Origin of the sequence: Azospirillum baldaniorum, assembly GCF_003119195.2 — a bacterium.
GTDB classification, from domain to species: domain Bacteria; phylum Pseudomonadota; class Alphaproteobacteria; order Azospirillales; family Azospirillaceae; genus Azospirillum; species Azospirillum baldaniorum.
In genome coordinates, this window is sequence record NZ_CP022254.1 from 788,175 (window position 1) to 810,361 (window position 22,187).

At 72.4% G+C, this 22,187-nt stretch carries 19 protein-coding genes; 15 read left to right on the top strand and 4 right to left on the bottom strand.

Going from position 1 to position 22,187, the window contains the following annotated elements:
• Positions 1-2: 2 nt before the first annotated feature.
• Genes cobN through cobJ form a run of 5 tightly spaced genes read left to right on the top strand, consistent with a single transcriptional unit; the run spans position 3 to position 6,966 of the window.
• Positions 3-3,416: a cobaltochelatase subunit CobN gene (cobN, locus tag Sp245p_RS17995; protein WP_014197559.1), complete on the top strand. Its 3,414-nt coding sequence runs from the start codon at positions 3-5 to the stop codon at positions 3,414-3,416.
• Positions 3,413-4,819: a precorrin-3B synthase gene (cobG, locus tag Sp245p_RS18000; protein WP_014197560.1), complete on the top strand. Its 1,407-nt coding sequence runs from the start codon at positions 3,413-3,415 to the stop codon at positions 4,817-4,819. The genes cobN and cobG overlap by 4 nt, the downstream gene beginning before the upstream one ends.
• On the top strand, positions 4,809-5,450 hold the full coding sequence (locus tag Sp245p_RS18005) for a precorrin-8X methylmutase (RefSeq protein ID WP_014197561.1): 642 nt from the start codon (positions 4,809-4,811) through the stop codon (positions 5,448-5,450). The genes cobG and Sp245p_RS18005 overlap by 11 nt, the downstream gene beginning before the upstream one ends.
• On the top strand, positions 5,450-6,190 hold the full coding sequence (locus Sp245p_RS18010) for a precorrin-2 C(20)-methyltransferase (RefSeq protein ID WP_109138723.1): 741 nt from the start codon (positions 5,450-5,452) through the stop codon (positions 6,188-6,190). Before Sp245p_RS18005 ends, Sp245p_RS18010 begins: the two co-directional genes overlap by 1 nt.
• The gene (gene cobJ / locus Sp245p_RS18015; protein ID WP_014197562.1) at positions 6,187-6,966 is read left to right on the top strand and encodes a precorrin-3B C(17)-methyltransferase; all 780 of its coding nucleotides are present in this window, start codon (positions 6,187-6,189) and stop codon (positions 6,964-6,966) included. Before Sp245p_RS18010 ends, cobJ begins: the two co-directional genes overlap by 4 nt.
• Positions 6,967-7,073: 107 nt before the next feature.
• Here the strand turns inward: cobJ and Sp245p_RS18020 are convergent, their stop codons facing one another.
• Positions 7,074-7,808, bottom strand: a complete 735-nt coding sequence (locus Sp245p_RS18020; RefSeq protein ID WP_014197563.1) for a cobalt-precorrin-6A reductase — start codon at positions 7,806-7,808, stop codon at positions 7,074-7,076.
• Positions 7,809-7,831: 23 nt separating this feature from the next.
• Here Sp245p_RS18020 and Sp245p_RS18025 point away from each other — a divergent pair, with 23 nt between their 5' ends.
• The 3 genes from Sp245p_RS18025 to cobM are packed head-to-tail and all read left to right on the top strand — an operon-like array spanning position 7,832 to position 10,223.
• The gene (locus tag Sp245p_RS18025) at positions 7,832-9,058 is read left to right on the top strand and encodes a bifunctional cobalt-precorrin-7 (C(5))-methyltransferase/cobalt-precorrin-6B (C(15))-methyltransferase (protein ID WP_052584375.1); all 1,227 of its coding nucleotides are present in this window, start codon (positions 7,832-7,834) and stop codon (positions 9,056-9,058) included.
• Positions 9,055-9,465, top strand: coding sequence for a cobalamin biosynthesis protein (locus tag Sp245p_RS18030; protein ID WP_244439461.1), 411 nt, complete (start codon positions 9,055-9,057; stop codon positions 9,463-9,465). Before Sp245p_RS18025 ends, Sp245p_RS18030 begins: the two co-directional genes overlap by 4 nt.
• Positions 9,462-10,223, top strand: a complete 762-nt coding sequence (gene cobM / locus Sp245p_RS18035) for a precorrin-4 C(11)-methyltransferase (RefSeq protein WP_109138724.1) — start codon at positions 9,462-9,464, stop codon at positions 10,221-10,223. Before Sp245p_RS18030 ends, cobM begins: the two co-directional genes overlap by 4 nt.
• 125 nt (positions 10,224-10,348) lie before the next feature.
• Here the strand turns inward: cobM and Sp245p_RS18040 are convergent, their stop codons facing one another.
• The gene (locus tag Sp245p_RS18040) at positions 10,349-11,488 is read right to left on the bottom strand and encodes a cobalt-precorrin-5B (C(1))-methyltransferase (protein WP_082188224.1); all 1,140 of its coding nucleotides are present in this window, start codon (positions 11,486-11,488) and stop codon (positions 10,349-10,351) included.
• Here Sp245p_RS18040 and cobA point away from each other — a divergent pair.
• Genes cobA through bluB form a run of 3 tightly spaced genes read left to right on the top strand, consistent with a single transcriptional unit; the run spans position 11,487 to position 14,288 of the window.
• A complete protein-coding gene (cobA, locus tag Sp245p_RS18045; protein ID WP_014197568.1) occupies positions 11,487-12,293 on the top strand; it encodes a uroporphyrinogen-III C-methyltransferase in 807 nt (268 codons plus the stop codon). The two genes, Sp245p_RS18040 and cobA, sit on opposite strands and share 2 nt — an antisense overlap.
• Complete coding sequence (locus Sp245p_RS18050) at positions 12,286-13,632, top strand: cobyrinic acid a,c-diamide synthase CobB (RefSeq protein ID WP_109138725.1); 1,347 nt, start codon at positions 12,286-12,288, stop codon at positions 13,630-13,632. The genes cobA and Sp245p_RS18050 overlap by 8 nt, the downstream gene beginning before the upstream one ends.
• Positions 13,629-14,288 carry a 5,6-dimethylbenzimidazole synthase gene (gene bluB, locus Sp245p_RS18055; RefSeq protein ID WP_014197570.1) on the top strand — a complete coding sequence of 220 codons (660 nt, stop codon included), beginning with the start codon at positions 13,629-13,631 and terminating at the stop codon, positions 14,286-14,288. The genes Sp245p_RS18050 and bluB overlap by 4 nt, the downstream gene beginning before the upstream one ends.
• Positions 14,289-14,298: 10 nt before the next feature.
• Here bluB and bdcA read toward each other — a convergent pair whose 3' ends face one another.
• Positions 14,299-15,012, bottom strand: coding sequence for an SDR family oxidoreductase (gene bdcA, locus Sp245p_RS18060; protein WP_014197571.1), 714 nt, complete (start codon positions 15,010-15,012; stop codon positions 14,299-14,301).
• A gap of 73 nt (positions 15,013-15,085) precedes the next feature.
• Between bdcA and Sp245p_RS18065 the strand changes: the two genes are divergently transcribed.
• Positions 15,086-15,685: a TetR/AcrR family transcriptional regulator gene (locus tag Sp245p_RS18065; RefSeq protein ID WP_041812310.1), complete on the top strand. Its 600-nt coding sequence runs from the start codon at positions 15,086-15,088 to the stop codon at positions 15,683-15,685.
• Between the two features lie 126 nt (positions 15,686-15,811).
• Positions 15,812-16,261, top strand: a complete 450-nt coding sequence (locus tag Sp245p_RS18070; protein WP_014197573.1) for a carboxymuconolactone decarboxylase family protein — start codon at positions 15,812-15,814, stop codon at positions 16,259-16,261.
• Positions 16,262-16,290: 29 nt separating this feature from the next.
• On the opposite strand, the gene pdxR is transcribed toward Sp245p_RS18070, so the two are convergent.
• Positions 16,291-17,736, bottom strand: coding sequence for a MocR-like pyridoxine biosynthesis transcription factor PdxR (gene pdxR / locus Sp245p_RS18075; protein ID WP_014197574.1), 1,446 nt, complete (start codon positions 17,734-17,736; stop codon positions 16,291-16,293).
• A 417-nt stretch (positions 17,737-18,153) separates the two neighbouring features.
• On the opposite strand from pdxR, the gene Sp245p_RS18080 reads away from it, so the two are divergent.
• Both Sp245p_RS18080 and Sp245p_RS18085 read left to right on the top strand, forming a co-directional pair.
• Positions 18,154-19,689: a bifunctional metallophosphatase/5'-nucleotidase gene (locus Sp245p_RS18080; protein WP_014197575.1), complete on the top strand. Its 1,536-nt coding sequence runs from the start codon at positions 18,154-18,156 to the stop codon at positions 19,687-19,689.
• 7 nt (positions 19,690-19,696) lie between these two features.
• Positions 19,697-22,168 carry a sensor histidine kinase gene (locus tag Sp245p_RS18085; protein WP_014197576.1) on the top strand — a complete coding sequence of 824 codons (2,472 nt, stop codon included), beginning with the start codon at positions 19,697-19,699 and terminating at the stop codon, positions 22,166-22,168.
• Positions 22,169-22,187 lie beyond the last annotated feature (19 nt).

Here is a 22,187-nt window from a genome sequence, read left to right on the forward strand (position 1 = left end):
CCATGCACCTACTCGCCGCCCGCCAGGAAGACCTCGACGCCGGACCCCAGGCCGTGGATCTGGGGCAGAGCCCGGCGGACCTCGTCGTCCTGTCCTTCTCCGACAGCGACCTGACGGCGCTCGCCGCCTGCTGGAAGCGCCACCGCGACGCCCTGCCCTCCGATCCGTTGCCGACGCTGCGGCTGGCGAATCTCGCGCGGCTGGGGCACCCGCTGTCGGTGGACCTCTACGTCGAGTCCGTGATCCGCAAGGCGAAGCTGGTCATTCTGCGCCTGCTCGGCGGGGCGGGCTACTGGCGCTACGGGCTGGACCATGTCGCCGCCGCCTGCAGGGAGTCCGGGGTGGCGCTGGCCGTGCTGCCCGGCTGCGCCCAGCCGAACCCCGCCCTGGAGGGCTACGGCACCGTTCCGGCCGAGGCCGCGCAACGGCTGTGGCGTGGATTCACCGAGGGCGGGCCGGACAACATGGCCAACCTGCTGGCCTACGCCGCCACTCTGAGCGGGCAGGAGCGCCCTTGGCGCGAGCCGGCGCCGGTCCCCCGCTTCGGCGTCTATGAGGGCTGGTCCAGCCAAGTTGCCGGGCCATGCGCGCCGGCCGTCTTCTACCGCTCCCACCTGCTGGCCGGCGACCTGGAGCCGGTGCACGCGCTGTGCGACGCGCTGGCCGCGCGCGGCCTCGCCCCGCTGCCGCTGTTCGTGGCGAGCCTGAAGGAACCGGACTGCGCCGCCTGGATGCGCGCCACCCTGACCGCCCGCAACGCCGCCGTCGTGATGAACCTGACCGGCTTCTCGGCGGCGCGCGAGGACGGGTCGCCACTGGAAGCCAACGGCACGCCGGTGCTTCAGGCCGTGCTGTCCACCACGCCCGAGGAGGGCTGGCGCGGCTCCGCCCGCGGCATGGGGCCATCCGACCTCGCCATGAACGTCGTGCTGCCGGAAATGGACGGGCGCATCCTGACCCGCGCCGTCGCCTTCAAGGCCGAAGGGGCGCTCGACCCCGACCTGGAGTTCGCCCCGACGCTGATCCGCCCGGTGCCCGACCGCGTGGCCTTCGCCGCCGATCTGGCCGCCGCCTGGGTGCGGCTGGGCGCCACGCCGCGGGCCGAGCGCAAGCTGGCGCTGGTGCTGTCCGACTATCCGGGGCCGGGCGGCGGCATCGGCCATGCGGTCGGCCTCGACACCCCGGCGAGCGTCGTCGGCATCCTGGAGCGGCTGCGCGCCGAGGGCTACGCGCTGGACGGGCTTCCCGCCGGCCCCGCCGCCCTGATGGAGGCGCTGACCGGCGGCACCACCGCCCTGCTGAGCCTGGAGGACTACCGCCGCCTCGCCCCCGCCGAGGCCCGCGCCCGCATCGCGGAATGCTGGGGCGACGAGGAGGCCGACCCGCGTTCCGCCCAATTGGAAAGCGGCGCGGCCTTCCGCTTCACGGTGCTGACCTGCGGCAACGTCGCCGTCGCCGTGCAGCCGAGCCGTGGCCACGGCCCGCTGACCACCACCCAGCACCACGACCCGGAGACGCCGCCCAGCCACGGCTACTACGCCTTCCACCTCTGGCTCCGCCATGTCCTGGGCGTCCACGCGCTGGTGCAGGTGGGCGCGCACGGGACGCTGGAATGGCTGCCGGGCAAGGCCGTCGCCCTGTCCGCCGACTGCTGGCCGGAGATCGTCGCCGGCCCCCTGCCCTGCCTTTACCCCTTCATCGTCAACAACCCCGGAGAGGGGGTGCAGGCGCGCCGCCGGTTGGGCGCGGTCCTGATCGGCCACCTGACCCCACCGCCGGTCGAGGCCGGGCTGCACGGCGACCTCGCAGACCTTGAAACGGCCATCGACGAATATTCGATGGCGACCGGGCTGGACCCGCGGCGGCTGGGCACGCTGCGGCAGACCATCCTGGATCTCGCCTGGAGGTCCGGCGTCGCCGCCGACTGCAACCTGCGGCCCGACGACGACCCCGACGCCATCCTCAGCCGCCTCGACGCCCATCTCTGCGACATCAAGGAGATGCAGATCCGCGACGGGCTGCACGTCTTCGGCACCACGCCGGAACCGGAGCGCCGCGCCCGCCTGCTCGCCGCCGTCGCCCGCTTCGCCACGGCGGAGGAGGTCGCCCCGGCGCTGGACGCTTGCGGCGAGGCCGAGATAGCCGCCCTGCTGGCCGGGCTGGACGGGCGCTTCGTGAAGCCCGGCCCCGGCGGCTCCCCGGCGCGGGGGCGGGCCGACACGCTGCCCACCGGGCGGAACCTCTACGCGCTCGACCCGCGCGGCGTGCCGACGCCGACCGCCTGGACGCTGGGCTGGCAGGCGGCGGACGCGCTGATCACCCGCTACCTTCAGGACCACGGCGACTGGCCGAAGCGGCTGGTTGTGGATTGCTGGGGCACCCCGGCCATGCGCACCGGCGGCGACGAACTGGCCCAGGCCATGGCGCTGCTCGGCGTGCGCCCGCTGTGGGAGAACGGCTCCGGCCGGGTCACCGGTTTCGAGGTGATGCCGGCCTCCGTCCTCGGCCGGCCGCGGGTGGACGTGACGCTGCGCATCTCCGGCCTGTTCCGCGACGTCTTTCCGCAGCAGATCGCTCTGTTCGATCAGGCCGTCCGCGCCGTGATGGCGGAGGACGAACCGGAGGACGTGAACCCTGTCGCCGCCGCGCTCCGCACCGACCGCGCCGAACTGGAAGCCGGCGGCGCCCCGGCGGCGGAGGCCGAGCGCTGGGCCAGCGCGCGGGTCTTCGGCGCGGCCCCCGGCGCCTATGGCACGGCGCTGCCCGGCATGATCGCGCGCGGCGACTGGAGCGCGCGGGCCGATTTCGGCGCCGCCTATCTGGAGGGAAGCTGCCACGCCTACGGCAAGGGGCTGGAGGGCGTTCGGCTGCCCAGCCTGTTCCGCCGCCGCATCGGCGGGGCCGACGCGCTGGTCCACCACCAGGACCAGCGGGAGCATGACGTCCTCTCCACCGACGGCTTCATGCAGTATGAGGGCGGCTTCTCCGCCGCCGCCGCCTTGGTCGACAACGACCCGGCGCTCTACCATCTCGACAGCTCCGAGCCGGAGAGCCTGACCGTCCGTACGCTGGGGGAGGAGATCGCCCGCGTGCTGCGCGGCCGGGCGGCCAACCCGCGCTGGATCGACGGCATGATGCGCCACGGCTACCGCGGCGCCGGGGAGCTGGCGGCGAGCGTGGACACGCTGTTCGCCTTCGCCGCAACCACCACGGCGGTGCGGCCCCATCATTTCGACCAGTTGTACGACGCCTATGTGGACGACCAGCGGGTGTGGGACTTCCTGGCGCAGTCCAATCCGGCCGCCGCCCGTCATATCCTGGACCGGTTGACCGAAGCCCTGGAGCGCGGTCTCTGGCACCCACGCCGCAATTCGACGGGCGACGATCTGCGCCGCCGCAAGGAGATGTCCGCATGAGCGCGATCACCCAACTCCGCAATCCACCCCGCCGGCGCGGCATGTGCCCCGGCGTTCTCGCCCCTATGGAGGTCGGCGACGGGCTGCTGGTCCGCGTGCGCGTCCCCGCCGGGGTGCTTCCCGCCGCCTCGGCGAAGCGGATCGCGGAGCTGGGGCGACGTTACGGCAACGGTCTGGTCGACCTCAGTCACCGCGGCAACCTGCAACTGCGCGGCGTCGCCGCGGCGGACATGGCGGCGCTGATCGCGGAGCTTCGCGCGCTCGGCTACGTCTCGGAGGATGCGGAGAGCGAGGCGGTGCGCAACGTGCTGACCTCCCCCACCGCCGGGCTGGACGGGACGGCGGTGCTGGACGTGCGCCCCTACGCCCTGGCGCTCGACGCCCGGCTGGCGGCGGACCGGGATCTCCACCGGCTGCCGCCGAAGTTCGGCTGGCTGGTCGATGGCGGTGGGCAGGCCAGCCTGTTCGACAGCAGCACCGACGTGCGCTTCGACGCGGTGGCGGTAGCGGTGGCAGGGGCGGTGGACGGGCCGCTGTTCCGCGTCGGGCTGGGCGGGACGGTCGAGGGGGCGGCGGTGCTGGGCCACTGCCGCCCCGACGATCTGGTCGAGCTTGCGGCGGCGCTGGCGCGGGCTTTTCTGGAGCTTCGCCATACCCTGGCCGAGCCGCCGCGGCGCATGGCCGGGCTGGTCAAGGCGCTGGGGGTGGAGGCGCTGCGGGAGCGGGTGGCGGAGCTGCTGTCTTGCCCCCACCCTTCCCATGCTGCGCATGGGCCCCTTCCCTCCCCCGCTGGGCAGGGGAGGGAGCTTTCTCCCCCACAAACCTCATTCCCTCCCCCGCCCAGCGGGGGAGGGTCAGGGTGGGGGCAAACGCCGCCCACCCGACTCTTCCTCGGCCCCCAACCCTCTTGGCTGGGCGTCGCCTTCCCCTTCGGCCGCCTCGACTGCGACCGGCTGGAGGCGCTGGCCGCCCTCACCCACGAGATCCGCATCACCCCCTGGCGCGCCCTGCTGCTGGCCGCCCCGCAGGACGGCGCCGCGAACACAGCAAAAGCCCTTGGCGGCATCCTCGACCACGGCGACATCCGTCTGAAGCTCACCGCCTGCAGCGGGGTCACCGGCTGCGACGTCGGCACCACCGACACCCACGCGGACGGCCTCGCCATCGCGGAGCGCGCGGGGGGCTTGCTGGAGGCGGTGCGGATGGTGCATGTCTCCGGCTGCGCGAAGGGCTGCGCCCATCCCGGCGCGGCGGATGTCACGCTCACCGCGCGGGACGGCGTCTATGACGTCGCACTGAACACCACCCCCGGCGGCACGCCCTGGCGGTCCGGCCTGACGCCGGAAGCCGCCGTCACCGCCGTGGCCGATTTGTCTGTTGAGGAGTTGTCCTGTGTCCGCTGAGCCGCTTTACGACTACATCCGCGATGGAGCGGCCATCTACCGCCAGTCCTTCGCCACCATCCGGGCGGAGGCCGACCTGTCGGCCATCCCCGACGACCTGAAGGCGGTGGCGGTGCGCGTCATCCACGCCTGCGGCATGGTGGACGCGGCGCGGGACCTGATGTTCTCCCCGGACGTGGGAACGGCGGCGCGGGCGGCTCTGCGCGGCGGCGCGGCGATCCTCTGCGACAGCGAGATGGTGGCCCATGGCATCACGCGGGCGCGTCTGCCGGCGGACAACCCCGTCGTCTGCACGCTGCGCGACCCCACCGTGCCGGAACTCGCCAAACAGGTCGAAAACACCCGATCCGCCGCCGCGCTGGAGCTGTGGGTGCCCCGGCTCGCCGGTTCCGTCGTCGCCATCGGCAACGCGCCGACCGCCCTGTTCAAGCTGCTGGAGATGATCCGCGACGGCGCGCCGAAGCCGGCGGCGGTGCTGGGCTTCCCGGTGGGCTTCGTCGGTGCGGCGGAAAGCAAGGACGCGCTGGCCGAGGCGCCCTTCGGCCTGCCCTTCCTGGCGATCAAGGGCCGGCGCGGCGGCAGCGCCATGGCGGCGGCGGCGGTCAACGCCATGGCGAGCGACGTGGAATAATGAGCAACGACACCTCTCCCACCGGCACCCTCTACGGCGTCAGCGTCGGCCCCGGCGACCCGGATCTGATGACCGTCCGCGCCATGCGCACCATCGGCGCCTGCCCGGTGGTCGCCTATTTCTGCAAGCGCGGCACCTCCGGACAGGCCCGGCGCATCGCCGACGGCTGCATCACGGCGGAGCACATCGAGCTGCCGATGGTCTATCCGGTGACGGTCGAGCTGCCGCCCAGCCATCCCGACTACGGCCGCCAGATCGAGGCCTTCTTCGACGAGTCCGCCGAGCGGCTGGCCGAGCATCTCGCCGCCGGGCGCTCCATCGCCGCGCTGAACGAGGGCGACGCCTTCTTCTACGGCAGCTTCATGCATCTGTTCCTGCGGCTGGCCTCGCGCTTCCCGACGGAGGTGGTGCCGGGCGTGACGTCGATGATGTGCAGCGCCTCGCTGCTGCCGCGCCCGCTGACCCTGCGCGACGACGTGCTGTCGGTCATCCCCGGCACCCTGGGGGAGGAGGCGCTGCTGCGCGCGCTGCGCAACGCCGACGCCGCGGTCATCATGAAGCTGGGCCAGAACCTGCCGAAGGTCCGCCGCGCCGTGGAGGCCGCCGGGCTGGCCGATCGCGCCTGGTACATCGAGCGGGCGAGCATGGCGGACCAGCGCGTCATGCCCTTCCGCGAGGCGCCGGAAACGGCCCCCTATTTCTCGCAGATCGTCATCCCCGGCGAAGGGCTGCGGCGATGACCGCCGATCCTCTCGCCGGATGGTTGAAGGTGGTGGGTCTCGGCCCCGGCACCGAGGACTGGCTGACGCCGGAGGCCCGGCGCGATCTGGCGGAGGCGACGGACCTCGTCGGCTATTTCCCCTATGTGGACCGTGTGCCGCCGGGGCCGCAGGTGCGCCACGCCTCCGACAACCGGGTCGAGCTGGACCGCGCCCGCCACGCCCTACAACTGGCGGCGGAGGGCCGCCGGGTGGCGGTGGTGTCGGGCGGCGACCCCGGTGTCTTCGCCATGGCCGCCGCCGTGTTCGAGGCGCTGGACGATCCCGCCGCCCCCGCGGCGTGGCACCGCGTGCCGCTGTCGGTCGATCCCGGCATTTCCGCGATGCAGGCGGCGGCGGCGCGGGCCGGCGCGCCGCTCGGCCATGATTTCTGCGCCATCTCGCTGTCCGACAATCTGAAGCCGTGGGAGGTGGTGCTGAGGCGCCTGCGTCTGGCGGCGGAGGCGGATTTCGTCATCGCGCTCTACAACCCGATCAGCCGCGCCCGCCCCTGGCAACTCGGCGCCGCCTTCGACGCGCTGCGCGACCTCCGTTCGACGGAGACGCCGGTGATCCTCGCCCAGGCGGTCGGACGCCCCGACGAGGCGCTGACCGTTACAACGCTGGGCGCGGTGGACGCGGCGCAGGCCGACATGCGGACCTGCGTTATCATCGGCGCCTCGCACACCCGGCTGGTGCCCCGCGAGGGTGCGCAGCCGTGGGTCTACACGCCGCGCAGCTATGGGGTGCGGGGGTGAAGGCGTTGCCGAAACGGGCCCCCACCCTAACCCTCCCCCGCTTCGCAGGGGAGGGAATCATCTCCTCCCCCTGCGCAGCGGGGGGAGGTCGGGAGGGGGGCCCGACTCTACAGCTCCTCCAACCACCCGAGTGCCGCCCCAGCACCGTGCACTTCGGCCACGCCATTGCCCTGTGGGCGTTCGATCATCACCACGGGAATGCCCCGGCGACGCGCCGCCTCCAGCTTCGCTTCCGTGGCGCTCCCGCCGCTGTTCTTGCTGATGACGACATCCACCCGATGCTCCTCCAGCAGGGCGCATTCCCCCTCCAGGGTGAAGGGGCCGCGGTCGAGGATCAGGTGGTAATCGGGCAGGTTCGGCGCCGGTTCCGGCGGATCGACGGCACGGATCAGGTAGCGCTTGTCCGGCACCGCCTCGAAGGCCGCGACCTCCTGCCGGCCGATGGTCAGGAAGACGGCCTCGCCGAGCAGGCGCAGAGCCTCGGCGGCGGCGGCCATGTCCGGCACGCCGATCCAGCGGTCGCCCTCGCCCGGTTCCCACGGCTTGCGGGTCAGCACCAGCAGCGGCACGCCCACCCGCGCGCAGGCCGCCGCGGCGTTGGTGGAGATCTGGTCGGCGAAGGGATGCGTGGCGTCCACGACCGCACCGACGCCGTTCTCCACGATATGCGCCGCCAGCCCATCCACACCGCCGAAGCCGCCGATGCGGGTCGGCAGGGGCGGCAGGACCGGCTGTTTGGTGCGCCCGGCCAGCGACACCGTCGCGTCGATGCGCGGGTGGTCGCGGAGAAGGCGAGCCAGCGCCGTGGCCTCGGTGGTGCCGCCCAGAATCAGCGCCTTCATGCTTGTCCTCCTTGGGGTGCGCCATGACTAGCACAGCGCATGAGCGTTGGTTGAGTATCGTCGGCATCGGCGAGGACGGGTGGGACGGTCTGTCGCCCGCCGCCCACGCGCTGGTCGAAGGCGCGGAGCTGTTGGCCGGCGGCGCCCGCCATCTGGCGCTGGTGCCTGAGTTGAGCGGACAGGAACGGCTGCCCTGGCCCTCCCCCCTGTCGGACGCCTACCCCGCCCTGCTGGCGCGGCGCGGCCAACGAGTCTGCGTTCTGGCGAGCGGCGATCCGTCCTGGTACGGCATCGGCGCCACCCTGTCGAAACTCGTTCCGGTTGAGGAACTGTCGATCGTTCCGGCTCCGTCATCCTTCAGCCTCGCCGCCGCCCGCCTGGGCTGGCCCTTGCAGGACTGCGGCGCCCTGACCGTGCATGGGCGCCCTCTGGAGCTGGTCATTCCGCGTCTGCAACCGGGGGCGCGACTGCTCATCCTTTCCTGGGACGGAACGACCCCGGCCAAGCTGGCGGCGCTGCTGACGGCGCGCGGCTTCGGCCCGTCGCGCCTGACGGCTCTGGAATCCATGGGCGGACCGCGCGAGCGCCGCATCGTTGCGACGGCTCAAGAGTGGTCGGCGGAGCGGGTGGCCGACCTCAACACGCTGGCGGTGGAGTGCGTCGCCGCGCCCGGCGCCCGCGCCCTGCCCCGCACGCCGGGCCTGCCTGATGACTGGTTCGAGCATGACGGCCAGATCACCAAGCGGGAGATCCGCGCCGTCACCCTGTCCTGGCTGGCGCCGCGCCGCGGCGAGCTGCTGTGGGACATCGGCGCCGGCTCCGGCTCCATCGGCGTCGAATGGATGCTGAGCGATCCGACGAACCGCGCCATCGCCGTGGAGCACAAGGCCGACCGCGCCGCCCGCATCCCGGCCAACGCCGCCGCCTTCGGCGTGCCGGGGCTGGAGCTGGTGCGCGGCAAGGCGCCCGACGCGCTGGACGGATTGCCGGCTCCGGACGCCGTGTTCATTGGCGGCGGGCTGACCAACGACGGCGTGCTGGACGCCTGCTGGTCGGCGCTGAAGCCCGGCGGGCGGATTGTCGCCAACGCCGTGACGCTGGAAAGCGAGGCGCTGCTGATCGCCACCCACAAACGGCTGGGCGGGCAACTGTCGCAGATCGCCGTCAGCCGTGCCGCGCCCATCGGCGGCTTCACCGGCTGGCGCCCGCTGATGCCGGTCACGCTGTGGCTGGCGGAGAAGCCGCTGTGACGGTGGATCGAATCATCGCGGCGGGCATCGGCTGCCGGGCGGGTTGCCCCGGCGACGAGATCGCCGGGCTGCTCCGCGCCGCCTTCGCGGAGGCCGCTCTGGACGAGGCGGCGCGCCGCGCCGTGCAACTGGCGGCACCGATGCGCAAACGCAACGAAGCCGGGGTGGCCGAGGCGGCGCGTCTGCTCGCCCTGCCGCTCCGGTTCGTTGACGATTCAGCGTTGGCGGCGGTTCAGGACCGGGTGCAGACCCGCTCCGCCCGCGTCGAGGCCGCCGTGGGCATTGCCTCGGTCGCGGAGGCCGCGGCGCTGGCCGCCGCCGGGCCGGGCTCCACCCTTCTGCTGCCGCGCCGTTCCACTCCGAGCGCCACCTGCGCGCTGGCGATTTCTGGGGAAGTTTCCGCATGACCGTGCATTTCATCGGCGCCGGACCGGGCGCGCCCGACCTGTTGACCCTGCGCGGGCGCGACCTGATCGCGTCCTGCCCGGTCTGCCTCTACGCCGGATCGCTGGTGCCCAAGGAGATCATCGCCCACGCCCCGCCGGGCGCCCGGATCGTCGACACCGCCCCGCTGACGCTCGACCAGATCGTTGCCGAGTTCACGGCGGCGCACGCGGCCGGGCAGGACGTGGCGCGTCTGCATTCCGGCGACCTGTCGGTCTACAGCGCGCTCGGCGAGCAGACACGGGCGCTGCGCGAGTTGGGCATCCCCTACGACATCACGCCGGGCGTGCCGGCCTTCGCTGCGGCGTCGGCCGCGCTGGGGCGGGAGCTGACCCTGCCGGAGGTCAGCCAGACGCTGATTTTGACACGGACGGAGGGCCGGGCCTCGGCCATGCCGGCGAACGAGACTCTGGAGGTGCTGGGGCGGTCGGGCGCCACGCTGGCCATCCACCTGTCGATCCACGTCATCGACCGGGTGGTGGAGCGGCTGACCCCGCTCTACGGTGCCGATTGCCCGGCGGCCGTGGTCTACCGCGCGACCTGGCCGGACGAGCGCGTGCTGCGCGGCACGCTGGCCGACATCGCCACCCAGGTGGCGGACTCGCCGATGGAGCGCACCGCCCTGATCCTGGTCGGCCCGGCGCTGGGGGTGGAGGATTTCCGGTGCAGTGCGCTCTACGACGGGTCGCACGTGCGCCGCTATCGGGGGCTGGGGGAGTGAGGGAGGTTTTCACTCCCTCTCCCCTCTGGGGAGAGGGTCGGGGTGAGGGGGATATCGGGGGACCGGTGCGTTCGGCAACGGCCGGCCCCCCTCACCCTAACCCTCTCCCCAGAGGGGAGAGGGGACTAAAGGGCGCTCCAGCCGGAACCGCCGACGATGTTGCCCTGGCGGTCGGTGACCAGCACCTCGACCGCCACGGGGGCGCCGTCGAGCGTGTCCAGCGCCGTGCGTTGCGCCAGCGCCGCCACGCGGTCGGCGAGCGGCAGGCCGGCTTCCCTGGCGATGCTCAGGACCTGCGCGGCGGTGTTGGCGGCGCGGGCCTCGGCCACGGTGTCGGGGACGGCCCCCAGCTCGGCCATGCGGTCGGCCAGCCAGTCGAGATCGACGCTGCCGCGCTTGGAGTGCAGGTCGAGCAGGCCGCGCGCCAGCTTGCCGAACTTGGCGAAGCCGCCGCACAGGGTCAGCCGCGGGATCGGGTGGCGGCGCAGGTACTTCAGCGTGCCCCCGGCGAAGTCCCCCATGTCGAGCAGCGCGTGCTCGGGCAGGCCGTAGCGCGCGACGACCGCCTTTTCCGAGGTGTCGCCGGTGCAGGCCGCGACGTGGCCCAGCCCCGCCGCCCGCGCCACATCGACGCCACGCTGGATCGAGGCGATCCAGGCCGCGCAGGAATAGGGCACGACGATCCCCGTCGTCCCCAGGATCGACAGGCCGCCAAGGATGCCCAGACGCGGGTTCATGGTGCGGCGGGCCAGCGCCTCCCCATTCTCCACCGAGACCTCGACGACGACGTCGGGAGCCTCGCCGGCCAGCGCCGCGGCCTCCGCGACCGCTTGGCGGATCATCGCGCGGGGCACCGGGTTGATGGCCGGTTCGCCGACCGGGACCGGCAGGCCGGGGCGGGTCACCGTGCCCACCCCCTCCCCCGCGCGGAAGACCACGCCCTGGCCCGGCTCGGCGCAGCTGACGCGGGCGCGGATCAGAGCGCCGTGGGTGACGTCCGGGTCGTCGCCGGCGTCCTTGACCACCCCCGCCGCCGCCCAGCCGTCGCCGCGCGCCGTCCAGGCGAGCGCGAAGGCTGGCGTCTGACCGCCGGGCAGGGTTACCGTCACCGGATCGGGGAAGTCGCCGGAGAACAGCGCCCCGCAGGCCGCGCGCGCGGCGGCGGTGGCGCAGGCGCCCGTCGTCCAGCCCCGCCGCAGCGCCTTGCCGTTGCCGTTCCCCTCTCCGCCGTCCACACCGTTTTCCGTCGCTGAGTGCTCGTCCATGACCGCAGAGCCGTCGTCCGACTCCCTTTCTCTTCCTCTGGACCTGGCCGACTTCCGGCCCGGCAGCGTGTGGCTGGCGGGGGCCGGTCCCGGCGATCCCGGCCTGCTGACCCTGCTGGCCCTGCAAGGTCTAAGGCAAGCCGACGTGATCGTCCACGACGCGCTGGTCGGTGAACGGATCATGGCGCTGGCGACGCCCTCGGCAAGGCTGGAGTTCGCGGGCAAACGCGGCGGCAAGCCCTCCGCCCACCAGGACGACATCACCAACCGCCTGATCGAGCTGGCGCGCGAGGGGCACCGCGTGCTGCGGCTGAAGGGCGGCGACCCCTTCGTGTTCGGGCGCGGCGGCGAGGAGGCGCAGGCGCTGGCCGAGCGGGGCATCCCCTTCCGCATCATCCCCGGCATCACGGCGGGCCTCGCCGGCCCGGCCTACGCCGGCATCCCGGCCACCCACCGCACGGCCAACCAGGCGGTGATCCTGGCGACTGGCCATTCCTGCGCGGGCGGGCCGGACTGGAAGGCGCTGGCCGCGACGGGCGCGCCGCTGATCCTCTACATGGCCTGGAAGGGCCTGCCCAGCATCGCGGCGGCATTGATGGAGGGCGGACGGTCCGCCGACACGCCGGTCGGCGTGGTGACCGACGCGACGACCGAGCGGCAACGCGTGCTGGTCACCTCGCTCGGCGCCTGCGTCGCCGATCTGGAGGCCAGCGGGATGGAGCCGCCGGCCATCATCGTGATCGGCGAGGTGGTGCGGCTGCGCCCCGTGCTCAACTGGCTGCCCAAGGAGCTTCCCCATGGCTGAGCCCCCCATGTCTGAGGCTGCACCGCGCGGGCTGATCGTCGGGGCGCCGGCGTCGGGCACCGGCAAGACCACCGTCACGCTGGGGCTGTTGGTCGCCTTGAAGGCGCGCGGCCTGCGCGTCGGCGCGGTGAAGGCGGGGCCGGACTACATCGACCCGGCCTTCCATCAGGCGGCGACCGGGCGGCCCAGCGTCAACCTCGACAACTGGGCGATGGGGCCGGACCTGCTGGATTCCCTGGCCCGCCGCGCCGGGGACGGCACCGACCTGCTGGTCTGCGAGGCGCTGATGGGCCTGTTCGACGGGGTGGCGGGCGTCGGGGCGACCGGCACCGGAGCCACATCGGAACTGGCGGCGCGCACCGGCTGGCCGGTGATCCTGGTGATCAACGCCAAGGGCCAGTCTCAGTCCGCCGCCGCCCTGGTCAAGGGCTTCGCCACCTACCGCGACAATGTGCGGATCGGCGGGGTGATCCTGAACAACATCGCCAGCCCGCGCCACCTCGCCTTGGCCGGCGGCGCCATCGAGGCGCTGGGCATCCCCGTCCTCGGCTCCCTGCCCCGCACCCCCGACGTGATCCTGCCCGAACGCCACCTCGGCCTGATCCAGGCGGAGGAGACGGCGGACCTTCAGGAACGTCTGACGGCGCTCGGCCGCTTCATCGCGCAGCATGTCGATCTCGACCGGGTGGCCGCGCTCGCCACCCCTTCCCGCGCGCCGGAAGGGAGCTTCGCACCCGCCCTGCCGCCGCTGGGCCAGCGCATCGCCATCGCGCGCGACGCCGCCTTCACCTTCGTCTACCCGCATCTGCTGGAGGGCTGGCGCGCGGCGGGCGCCGAGGTGACGCATTTCTCTCCGCTGGCCGACGAGGCGCCGCCCGCCGACGCGGACGCCGTCTATCTGCCCGGCGGCTATCCGGAACTGCACGCCGGACGGCTCGCCGCCGCCGATAGCTTCCGCGCGGGCATGCACCGCGTCGCCGCGCTCGGGCGCCCGATCTACGGCGAATGCGGCGGCTACATGACGCTGGGCGAATCGCTGGAGGACGCGGCGGGCACCACCCACCCGATGCTTGGACTGCTCGGTGTGCGGACCTCCTTCGCCAAGCGCAAGCTGCATCTGGGATACCGGCGCGCCGTCCTGCTCGGCGACACGCCGCTGGGCCGGGCGGGCACCGCGCTGCGCGGGCACGAGTTCCACTACGCCTCGATCCTCGACCGCGGCGCCGACGAACCGCTGGTCACCGCCACGGCGGCGGACGGGTCCGACCTCGGGCCGCTCGGCGGGCGGCGCGGCAGCGTCTTCGCCTCGTTCTTCCACGTCATCGCGGCAGACCAATGAGCGACCATGCCTTCGCACCGGAGGAGCGGGACGCGCTCTACAAGGCGATCTTCTCGCGCCGCGACGTGCGCGGGCAGTTCGCCCCCGACCCGGTGCCGGAGGAGGTGCTGACCCGCGTGCTGACCGCTGCGCACCACGCGCCGTCGGTCGGCTTCATGCAGCCCTGGAACTTCATCGTCGTCCAGGACCCGGCGGTGAAGGCGCAGATCCACGCCGACTTCTCCCAGGCCAACGAGGAGGAGGCCGCCCTCTTCACCGGGGAGCGCAAGGCACTCTACAGCCGTCTGAAGCTGGAAGGCATCCGCGAGGCGCCGGTCAACCTGTGCATCACCTGCGACCGCGAGCGCTCCGGCCCGGTGGTGCTGGGGCGCACGCACATCCCGACCATGGACCTCTACTCCTGCGTCTGCGCGGTGCAAAATCTCTGGCTGGCCGCGCGGGCGGAGGGGCTGGGCGTCGGCTGGGTCAGCATCCTGCACGAGGACAGGCTGCGCGAGGCGCTGGGCATCCCGGAGCGGATCGTCCCGGTGGCCTATCTCTGCCTCGGCTACGTCTCCCACTTCCACGAGACGCCGGAGCTGGAGAAAGCCGGCTGGCGCAACCGGCTTCCCCTGGAGGACCTCGTCTTCCGCGACCGCTGGGGCGGGACGACGTAACCGGCGGCCGTCAGGCCCCGAAGCCGCCGTCGATGGTCTGGAACGAGCCGGTGATCATCGCGCCGTGCGGACCGGCGACGAAGGCGGTCAGTTCGGCGACCTCGCTGGCGTGGGCGTGGCGCTTGATCGCCATGAAGCCGTGCATGGCCTCGGCCATCGGGCCGTCGGCCGGGTTCATGTCGCTGTCGGTCGGCCCCGGCTGGATGGCGTTGACAGTGATCCCGCGGTCCCCGAAGTCGCGCGCCAGACCGCGCACCATGCCCTGGACCGCCGATTTGGTGAGCGCGTAGGCGGCACCGCCCGCGAAGGGCATGCGATCGCCGTTGACCGACCCGATGACAATGATGCGCCCCGGCCCGGTCATGTGGCGCGCCGCCTCGACCGCGGCGTGGTAAGGCCCGCGCACGTTGATGTCGATCATGCGGTCCACCGCGTCGGGGTCGAAGGTCAGCGGATCGCCGATCATCGCGACCCCGGCGTTGACGACCAGCACGTCCAGCGGCCCCCGCCCGGCCACCGTAGCGATCACCGCGTCGCGATCGGCGCTGTCGGTGCGGATCGCCTCGGACCCGGTCTCGGCGGCCAGCGCCGCGGCGGCTTCGGCAGAACCGGCGTAGGTGAAGGCGACCTGCCCGCCACCCGCCGCGAAACGCTGGACGATGGCCTTGCCGATGCCCCGGCTGCCGCCCAGGACCAGGATGTTCTTGCCCGCGAAGTCGCTCATGATCGGTTCCTTGAATTAATGTAGTGATCGCTATATAAAATCACCGAGGGGCATCGCGCAAGGACTTTTTATAGTGGTCGCTACAAAAAAATCGGAGCCGCGCGGACGGCGGCGTTCCTTCGACGTGGACGAGGCGGTGGAGACGGCGATGCGGCTGTTCCACGCCCGCGGTTACGACGCGGTCGGCGTGGCCGAGCTGGGAGCCGAGCTGGGCATCAAGCCGCCGAGCTTCTACGCCGCCTTCGGCAGCAAGGCCGGGCTGTTCGAGCGGGCGCTGCGGCGCTACGCGGCGGGCGAGGCGAACATCTTTGCGCGGGCTCTGGCAGAGGGCGGCGACGTGGCGACGGTGATCGGGCGGACGCTGGCGCTCGCCGCCGAGCTTTATCCCAGCCAAGGCGGAACGGCTGGCTGCCTCGTGCTCGACGGCGCGCGCAACAGCGCCGACCCCGAGGCTCAGGCCCTGGCCGACGCGGCCAAACGGGAAGGCCGCGCCGCGGTTCGCGACTTCATCGCCACCGAAGCGCCGGACCGCGCCGACGCGCTGGCCGACCTGGTGGTGGTCGCGATGATGGGGATGTCGGCCGCCGCCCGCGACGGCGCGGACCGGGACAGGCTGGAGCGGGTGGCCGCCATGATGGACCGCGCCTTCCGCCGCGAGTTGGCGGGCGCCTGACCAGTCCCCCCTGCGGAGGATGGTACAGGATTTCCGTCACGTCTTGGTCCTTACGGCTGACCGGCGGGCGATGCAGGATCAGCGGCAGCCGGGAACTTCCCGCATCCCCATTGAGGACCAACCGCCATGTCCCCGCGTCTCGACTACCACGCCACCACCCCCGCCGGCATGAAGGCCCTCGCCGGCGCGCATGGCTACATCGGCCAGTGCGGGCTTCCGGTCACGCTGATCGACCTCGTGTATTTGCGCGTTTCGCAAATCAACGGCTGCGCCTATTGCATCGACCTGCACAGCCGCGATCTGCTGAAGAACGGCGTCACCATCGACAAGCTGGTGCTGGTGCCGGTCTGGCACGAGGCCGAAGCGCTGTTCACCGACCGCGAGCGCGCCGCGCTGCGCTGGGCGGAGACGGTGACGCGGGTGGCCGAGACCGCCGTCCCGGATGCGGAGTTCCAGGCGGTGTCGGCCCAGTTCTCCGAGAAGGAGGTGGCCGACCTGACGATCGCCATCGGCCTGATGAACCTCTACAACCGCCTCGCCATCAGCTTCCGCACGGTTCCCGCCGCGGCCCGTTGAGCCTGGCCCCGCAGGTCAGCCGTGCCGGGTCAGCCGTGCCGCTTCACCAAGTCGATCAACCGGCGGCAGTCGTCGGACAGGCGCCGCTCCTGCAGATTGGTGATGCCCAGCAGCAGACCGCGGGGGCGAGCGGCCTCCGGGCCATCGGCGTACCAGGGCGACAGCGGCACCGGAGCGAGGCCGTCCGCCTGCGCCGCCGCGGCGATGGCGATGTCGCGGCTGCCCGGTGGCAGGACCAGCCGGACCGACAGGCTTCCCGACGCCTCCACCGCCATCGGCGACTCCGCTCCCGCGGCGTCGCGCATGGCCGCCAGAAGCGCCTGCTGGCGGACGGCGTAGAGCCGCTTCATCCGGCGCAGGTGTCGGAAATAATGCCCGCCCGCCATGAAGTCGGCGACCGCCCGCTGCATCGCCGCCGCCGGGGCCGGGGACAGGCAGGTGGCGACCTCGCCGAACAGGCCGGCCAGCCCCGGCGGCACCATCAGGAAGCCGAGTCGCAGCGCCGGGGTGATCGTCTTGCTGAAGGTGCCGGCGTGCAGCACCCGCCCATCCCGGTCGAGGGAGGCCAGCGCCGGAGCGGCCCGGCCCTTCAACTGCAGTTCGCTGAGATAGTCGTCCTCGATGATCCATGCCCCGGCCCGCGACGCCCAGTCCAGCAGGGCGAGGCGGCGCTGCAACGTCATGGTCACGCCGAGCGGCGCCTGCTGGCCGGGCGTCACCACGGCCAAGCCCGCCGACGGCGCCCGTGCGAGTCCCGCATCCACGTCGATCCCGGCGGCGTCCGCCGGCACGGGCACCACGGTCAGGCCGGCGAGGTGAAGGGCGCGGCGGGTCAGGGGAAATCCGGGCTCCTCCATCCAGGCGGTGGCGCCGTCCAGCCGCAAGGCCCGGATCACCAGACCGAGCGCGCCGGAATAGCCCGCCGTGATGACAATCTGCTCCGGCGTGCAGCGGATGCCGCGGGCGATGGCCAGCACGGCAGCAATCTCGCGCCGCAGATCCGGATGGCCGCGAGGATCGGGATAGCCGACCGGGGCCGCCGCCGCGGCCCGCGCCGCCCGCCCGACGATCCGGGACCACAGCGTGAAGGGAAAGGCGTCCTGCGCCGGCACGCCCATCTGGAAGGGCAGCGGCGCGCGCTCGACACTGGAGAACAGCTCCAGCACCGAGGGGGCCTTGACCGGCCCGTCGGGGGACGGCCCCGCTATGGCCCCCTCGGCCACCCGCGTCCCCGCGGCGCCCAGGCCGACCGCAAGCTGTTCGTCAATCAGCCGCTCATAGGCGTCGCGCACCGTGCCGCGGGACACCCCGAGCTGCACGGCCAGATCGCGCCAGGACGGCAACCGCGCCCCTCCTGCCAGCCGGCCATCGCGGATGGCGTCGCGCAAGGCGGCGTGGATCTGTGCGGACAGCGGAACCTTCGCGGTCCGGCTGAGGGCGATGTCCAGAGTTTCCGGAGGCGGCAGGGCGGGCATGGGCCGCAGAATAGCGCACCCTCGTCCGTCCGCAATCCATGGGACGCCCTCACGATCGCGAGGCGTCGCGGACGAAAAAAAGGCCGGAGCAATCGCTCCGGCCTTGAGTCTAGGGAGGAAACGCCCCGAGAATGGGCTGGCGGAGAATAGGGGCACCCCTTTCGAACTGGTATTACCAATCCGGAATGGGTGCGGTGCAGCACCCGCATAGGCCGGCAATTCCCTGTAAATACTATGGCCTTTTGGCATTTCCATCCCACCGCGGCGTCCAGGTGCCGTCCCGTCGTGGAACGGGGCGATTTGTCATCCTCGGTACAGCTTCACCACCGACGCGCGAACGCGCATAATCCGGCGCGGAACTGGGGGTGCGGCCCGCAGCGGAAACGGCCGTGCGGGCGCTGGATGGGGAACGACGGCATGGGATTCGGCAGGGGCGTCTGGCTACGCCCGGTGGTCGCGCTGGTTCTCGGAATTCTAACCAGCGGGATTTCGGCCGGCGGACCCGCGTGGGCGGACCCCACCCGCTTCACCATCCTCTACGCCCACAGCACGACCGAGTTGGAGGACGTGCAGGGACGCGGCGGCATCGCCCGGCTCGCCACGCTGGTCCGCCAGGAACGGGCGGCGGGCGGCACCGTGCTGGTCCTGCACGGCGGGCAGGCGCTCGCCCCCTCCGTCCTGTCCTTCTACGACCAGGGCGCGCACGTCATCGACCTGCTGAACGGGGTCGGCATCGACGCCATGGCGGCGCTGAACCGGGAATTCCATCACGGTGACGACGTGCTGATGACCCGCGCCTTCGAAGCGAACTTCCCCATGGTCGTCTCCAACGCGGTGGACCGCCAGACGGGCAAGCCGCTGGACGGGCTGGAGGACCGGGCGATGCTCAACGCCGGGCCGGTGCGCGTCGGGGTGCTGGCCGCGACGCCGGCGCGGACGGGGGAAATCACCCGCTCGCCGCGCACCGACTTCCTGCCGCCGGGTCCGGTGCTGGCCCAGAAGGCGAAGGACCTCCGCAACGCCGGCGCCGATCTGGTGGTGGCGCTGACCGGCGATTCCGGCGGCACCCACCGCGAGGTGATCGCCTCCGGCGCCGCTGACATCGTGCTCTACCAGGACCGCGGGCGGGTGGTCGCCGTGGAATACGACGGCAAGACCCTGAACGCGACGGTCGAGCCGCAGGCCGCCTGGGTGCTGGCCCTGGACATCAGCGCCGAGAAGGTGACCAAGGGCGACGCCACGCACACGGTGTGGAGCACTGGCGTGCGCGCCATCGACACCGCCACCGTGGCGCCGGACCCGGCACTGGACACCCAGGCCAAAGCCTATCGCGCGCGGCTGGACAGCATGCTGGGCATGCAGGTGGGCCGGCTGGACGCCGCCATCGACACGCGGCGCGAGGCGGTGCGCGCCAGCGAGAACGCCTTCGCCAACACCGTCGCCGATTCGCTGCGCGAGGCGATGGAGGCCGATGTGGCGCTGGTCAACGGCGGCTCCTTCCGCGGCGACCGCGCCTATGCGGCGGGCACGGTGTGGACGCGCCGGGATATCCAGAGCGAATTCCCCTTTCACGACACCGCCGTGCTGATCGAGGTCACCGGGCAGCAGCTCCGCGACGCGCTGGAGTTCGGCTTCTCCGGAATCGAGCAGTTGCAGGGCCGCTTCCCGCACCTGTCCAACGCCCGCGTCACCGTCGACGCCTCGCGCCCGCCCGGCCAGCGGGTGGTGGCCCTGGCGGTGGGCGGCAAGCCGGTGGAACCGATGGCCCGCTTCCGGCTCGCCACCGGAAGCTACCTCGCCAACGGCGGCGACGGTTATGCGATGCTGTCCACCGCCCCGCGGCTGGTGGACGACCGGGACGCCGATTTCGTCTCGACCATCCTGGCCAGCCGGATCGCCCGCACGGGCAGCTTCGCGCCGCGGCTCGACGGCCGCCTGACGGTCCAGCGGTAGCCGCGGAATGGACGCCGCGCCGCCCTCCACCAACCGCGCCGATGCCGCCGTGCCCCTGCGCCGGCGCCGTGGGGCGCGCGCCGGCATCGTGCTGCGCATCTCCATCGGCCTGAGCATCATGACGATGCTGGTCCTGCTGGTCGGCGTCGTGTCGCTGTCCTCCTTCCAGCTGTTCCGGGGGGAGGTGTCGGTGCTGTCCACCACCACTCTGCCGAAGGTCATCACCAGCGCGGAGCTGCGCGGCTCGCTCCAGAAGCTGGTCGCCCGCCTGCCCGTCCTGGCCGGCGCGGCCACCACCCCGCAGCGCCGGGCCATCTACGACGAACTCATCAGCGAACTGGAATTCCTGAGGAAGCTGGTGGAGCGCATGCGCGACCTCCACCAGCAGGGGGAGCCGGGCGGAGACGGCGAAAGCGACGAGCTTCGGCTTCTGGAACAGGCCCAATCCACCCTGCTGATCCTGGCGGCGACGGTGGCCGACCTGAACGCCGAAGTCGGGCGGCAGATCGAGGCCGGCGCCCGTCAGGCGGAGTCAATCCGCGCCCTGGCCCAGCTCGCCGACGCGCTGGAGCGGTTGCCGGGCGCGGAACCCGGAACCGGCCCGGCCACGGCGGCGCCCGGCGGGGGCGGGACGCTGGGGGCCTGGGCGGTGCGGGCGGGCGCGCTGATGGCGCGGGCTGCCGGAGCGATGCAGACCGACCACCTCAACCGGCTGCGGGTGGAGCGCCGCAACGCGGAGCACACGCTGGCCGAGCTGGGCCGGCTGGCCGCCGCCACGCCCGAGCCGGAGGGGTCCGCCATGGAGCGCATCCGGGCCGACCTCGCCGCGATCCTCGTGGCGCCGGAGGGACTGTTCGACAGCTCCGCCGAACGGCTGCAGGCGCGCAACCGCGCCCAGGCGCTGTCCGGCCAGTCGCGCGTCCTGGTGGAGACGGTCGACCGCTTCACGCTGGCCCTGTTCGATGCCATCCACGACCAGTCCACCGACCGCACCGGCGATCTGGCGGCGATGATCCAGGAGCGCTCGCGCACGGTGATGGTGCTGGGCGGCGCCTCCATCCTGCTGGCCATCCTCGTCCATCTCTTCTTCCGGCGCTTCCTGACCTCGCGGCTGGTCGCGCTGAACGGCGCGGTGCTGGCCCGCCTGTCCGGCAGCGACGCGACGGTGCCGGTCGAAGGCAACGACGAGATCACCGACATCGCCGCCTCCGTCCGCTACTTCATCGACGAGATCGACCGGCGCCAGATGGACTTGGCCGACAACGAGCGGCGCTTCCGCGACCTCGTCGAAGGCTCCATCCAGGGCATCATCATCCACCGCGATTTCCGTCCGCTCTACGCCAACGAGGCCTTCCTGCAGATGCTGGGCAGCAGTCTGGACCGGGCGCTGCGCGTGCGGTCGGTGCTCGACTTCATCGCGGAGGACAGCCGGCCGCTGGTCGAGGACAACTACCGGCACATCGTCGCCACCGGCCTGCCCAGCGAGCGGCGGCGGCTGCGCGCCCGCCGGCTCGACGGGGCGGAGCGCTGGATCGAGCTGACCAGCCGCCGCATCGACTGGAAGGGGGAGACCGCCGTCCAGTCCATCGTCGTGGACGTGACCCGCGAGGTCGAGGCGGAAGCGGCGCTCCGCCGGTCCCGCGATTCGGCGGAACAGGCGCTGCGTGAGCTGAAGGAGACCCAGGCCAGCCTGATCCAGGCGGAGAAGATGGCGTCGCTCGGCCAGCTCGTCGCCGGGGTGGCGCACGAGGTGAACACGCCCATCGGCATCACCATCACCGGCGCCTCGCAGCTTGCCCTGCAGTTCGAGGATCTGACCCGCCAGCTCGCCGCCGGGGCCATCAAGAAGTCGGAGTTCCAGCGCTTCCTGGCCGACGGCGGAGAGATGGCCCGCCTGATCCTGTCCAACAGCACGCGCGCCGCCGATCTGGTGCAGAGCTTCAAGATGGTCGCGGTGGACCAGTCCAGCGATGAGCGGCGGCGCTTCGAGCTGAAGACCTACATCGGCGAGTTGCTGCGCAGCCTGCGTCCGACCTACAAGGATGTCGGCGGGCTGGACATCGTCGTGGACAGCCCCGACGAGCTGGAACTGGACGGCTATCCTGGCGCCCTGTCGCAGATCCTGACCAACCTCGTCCTCAACGCGCTGGCTCACGCCTTCACGCCGCACCATCCGGGCCGGCTGACCATTGCCGCCCGCCTGCTGCCGCAGGATCAGGTGGAGCTGACGGTGGCCGACGACGGGCTGGGCATCCCGTCGGACATCCTGCCGAAGGTCTTCGACCCCTTCTTCACCACCCGCCGCGGCAACGGGGGCAGCGGGCTGGGGCTGCACATCGTCTACAACCTCGTCACCGGCACCTTGCGCGGCACCATCACCGTGCACAGCATCCCCGGCGAGGGGGCCCGCTTCACCCTGCGCTTCCCGCGTGTCACCCCGACGGCGGGGACAAGCGTGGGAAAGGCGGAACTGGTGTGATCCGGCGCCGCTCCGCAGA

Excerpts from the sequence above, each read along its gene's own strand:
- cobN (WP_014197559.1), top strand. The coding sequence starts at position 3 with ATGCACCTACTCGCCGCCCGCCAGGAAGACCTCGACGCCGGACCCCAG.
- cobG (WP_014197560.1), top strand. The coding sequence starts at position 3,413 with ATGAGCGCGATCACCCAACTCCGCAATCCACCCCGCCGGCGCGGCATG.
- Sp245p_RS18010 (WP_109138723.1), top strand. The coding sequence starts at position 5,450 with ATGAGCAACGACACCTCTCCCACCGGCACCCTCTACGGCGTCAGCGTC.
- cobJ (WP_014197562.1), top strand. The coding sequence starts at position 6,187 with ATGACCGCCGATCCTCTCGCCGGATGGTTGAAGGTGGTGGGTCTCGGC.
- Sp245p_RS18020 (WP_014197563.1), bottom strand. The coding sequence starts at position 7,808 with ATGAAGGCGCTGATTCTGGGCGGCACCACCGAGGCCACGGCGCTGGCT.
- Sp245p_RS18025 (WP_052584375.1), top strand. The coding sequence starts at position 7,832 with ATGACTAGCACAGCGCATGAGCGTTGGTTGAGTATCGTCGGCATCGGC.
- cobM (WP_109138724.1), top strand. The coding sequence starts at position 9,462 with ATGACCGTGCATTTCATCGGCGCCGGACCGGGCGCGCCCGACCTGTTG.
- cobA (WP_014197568.1), top strand. The coding sequence starts at position 11,487 with ATGACCGCAGAGCCGTCGTCCGACTCCCTTTCTCTTCCTCTGGACCTG.
- Sp245p_RS18040 (WP_082188224.1), bottom strand. The coding sequence starts at position 11,488 with ATGGACGAGCACTCAGCGACGGAAAACGGTGTGGACGGCGGAGAGGGG.
- Sp245p_RS18050 (WP_109138725.1), top strand. The coding sequence starts at position 12,286 with ATGGCTGAGCCCCCCATGTCTGAGGCTGCACCGCGCGGGCTGATCGTC.
- bluB (WP_014197570.1), top strand. The coding sequence starts at position 13,629 with ATGAGCGACCATGCCTTCGCACCGGAGGAGCGGGACGCGCTCTACAAG.
- bdcA (WP_014197571.1), bottom strand. The coding sequence starts at position 15,012 with ATGAGCGACTTCGCGGGCAAGAACATCCTGGTCCTGGGCGGCAGCCGG.
- Sp245p_RS18070 (WP_014197573.1), top strand. The coding sequence starts at position 15,812 with ATGTCCCCGCGTCTCGACTACCACGCCACCACCCCCGCCGGCATGAAG.
- pdxR (WP_014197574.1), bottom strand. The coding sequence starts at position 17,736 with ATGCCCGCCCTGCCGCCTCCGGAAACTCTGGACATCGCCCTCAGCCGG.
- Sp245p_RS18080 (WP_014197575.1), top strand. The coding sequence starts at position 18,154 with ATGGGATTCGGCAGGGGCGTCTGGCTACGCCCGGTGGTCGCGCTGGTT.
- Sp245p_RS18085 (WP_014197576.1), top strand. The coding sequence starts at position 19,697 with ATGGACGCCGCGCCGCCCTCCACCAACCGCGCCGATGCCGCCGTGCCC.